Consider the following 1,944-nt stretch of genomic DNA (forward strand, 5'->3'; position numbering starts at 1 on the left):
TTAAAAGCGCGGCCCTCCACGCCAAATCGGCATAAACGGCTAGAAGCGCACTATGCTCGCTCATTCATATGAATGGGCGCATCTATGACTACAATATTGGTCGATTTTTAAGCGTTGACCCGTTCATTCAAGGTACTGGCAGTCAGGGCATAAACCCCTATTCCTATGTGCTCAATAATCCGCTTAGTTTTACTGATCCTACGGGGTATTCGGCTGAGGAAGAGGTTGAGACTAAACCGATATACGAAATTAAAACAGGCTCGAGGTTAAGAACCAAAGTAGGAGAAACAACTACCACGACCGTAACGAATGATTTGGGACAGGTTACACATCAGCATTCTGTGAGCGCGTATACAAATGGCACATATGCTGGCTCATCGGTGACCTTCGACAATGGCAAGGCAACATCCGCAACGGTTTACAAAGGAAATAAGGATGGTAAATCGGTATCCGCCACAGTAGATATCAACTCACCTACCAGTGTAAGTAAAGATAGCAGCTCATCTGAGCAATCAAATGACACCATTTCACTAAGAGCAGTTTCAGCTAGCGACAGCAATGGAAACTCATATTCGTGGAACAGTCAACGTATGTACCCTGGTTCACCGGTCAGCATGGAAGGTGCAATGAGAGGCGCACATAATAGTGGTAAAGGCTACGATGCATGGGTTGAAGCGGGTGGGAGCAGCTCCGCATGGGATCATCCTTTAGTTATGATGGGAGGGTCATTTGCAACAGAGGGAATCTTGGCAATAAGGTTTGGCTCTTCAATTGCACCCGGGGTTAAGTCATATTCACCAAAATTATATGAGTATTTTGGAAGACATTTTGATGAAATTAGTAACGGATTTAGTAAGCTTGTTGGTAGAGATAGAAAGCAATTTTTATCCGAAACAGCCTCTGCGGCCTGTGGGATCGCGATAGTGTGTGCCAGTAAATTTTCGCCGTTTAAGCTGCCACCTGGAATGCCCGCTAATCCTCCTGCATGGAATAACGGCATCAATTACTTGCATAGGCAGCATGACAAGACAATCCCATACCCAATGAGAATCTTAGACAAGGTCGATTAATTTTGAAATATTTTTTAGTTATCACTTTTATGATAAAGGCTAAGCTTTTTTATATAGCGCTAAGTATAATTTTTGGTGGAATCGCGATGTACCTCACAGGTGATGAGGCAGTTGGAATAATTTTTGCAACTAGTTTTTTTGTAGGCATCTATTTTTGGCTGATTGGGCCTGTTAATTTTGCAGAAAAAAAAGCTATCAATAAATTAGTTGATGATGGCATAGCGACAAAAACTAATATTTCCCCACTTTTTTGTTCAGATAATGATTTGACATTAATGCAAGATAAATGGGTTATTGGGGTCGGTGTTATTGACCGATTTTCCAAGGTGTATTGCGTCAATTACAACGCCGATGGTCTTCTTTTTCATAACAAAGATACTCCTTACTTGCCAATATGTTTAATCAAATGGCAGAACATCACCTCAATTTTAGAATCTTCAAAAGATGCTATCGAAAACGGAAGTCATGGCATAAAACACTCGAAGAGCATTGTTTTAGTGAACGGAAAGAGTATTACTCTGCCGATAAATGATAAAATTAAAAAGTATTTTGACGCCCATAATAATAGTTGAAATAGTGCTGACGTTATTCAACATAATCATTTCTCGCTTAGTCTAATACGCCCGCGGTTTTACTGACCACGAGCATTTGGATGAGGTTGAGCTCATTCATATGAATGGGCGCATCTACGACTACAATATTGGCCGGTTTTTAAGTGTTGACCCCTTCATTCAAGGCACTGGCAGTCAGGGCATAAACCCCTATTCCTATGTACTCAATAATCCGCTTAGTTTTACTGATCCGACTGGTTACACTGTAGAGGCGGAAGTGGACGAAGTAAAAACTAAGAAGGTTGCGAAAACAGGCTCTAGAT

1 protein-coding gene and 2 pseudogenes are annotated in these 1,944 nt (G+C 41.4%); all 3 read left to right on the forward strand.

Going from position 1 to position 1,944, the window contains the following annotated elements:
• Nucleotides 1–59: 59 nt before the first annotated feature.
• Nucleotides 60–212: pseudogene (locus ACFO4O_RS18110) on the forward strand (RHS repeat-associated core domain-containing protein); the annotation flags it as partial.
• An 860-nt stretch (nt 213–1,072) separates the two neighbouring features.
• Complete coding sequence (locus ACFO4O_RS15280; protein WP_382410084.1) at nt 1,073–1,642, forward strand: hypothetical protein; 570 nt, start codon at nt 1,073–1,075, stop codon at nt 1,640–1,642.
• Between the two features lie 52 nt (nt 1,643–1,694).
• Nucleotides 1,695–1,944 (forward strand): annotated as a pseudogene (locus tag ACFO4O_RS15285) (RHS repeat-associated core domain-containing protein); the annotation flags it as partial.

Origin of the sequence: Glaciecola siphonariae (assembly GCF_042652645.1) — a bacterium.
GTDB lineage: Bacteria > Pseudomonadota > Gammaproteobacteria > Enterobacterales > Alteromonadaceae > Glaciecola > Glaciecola siphonariae.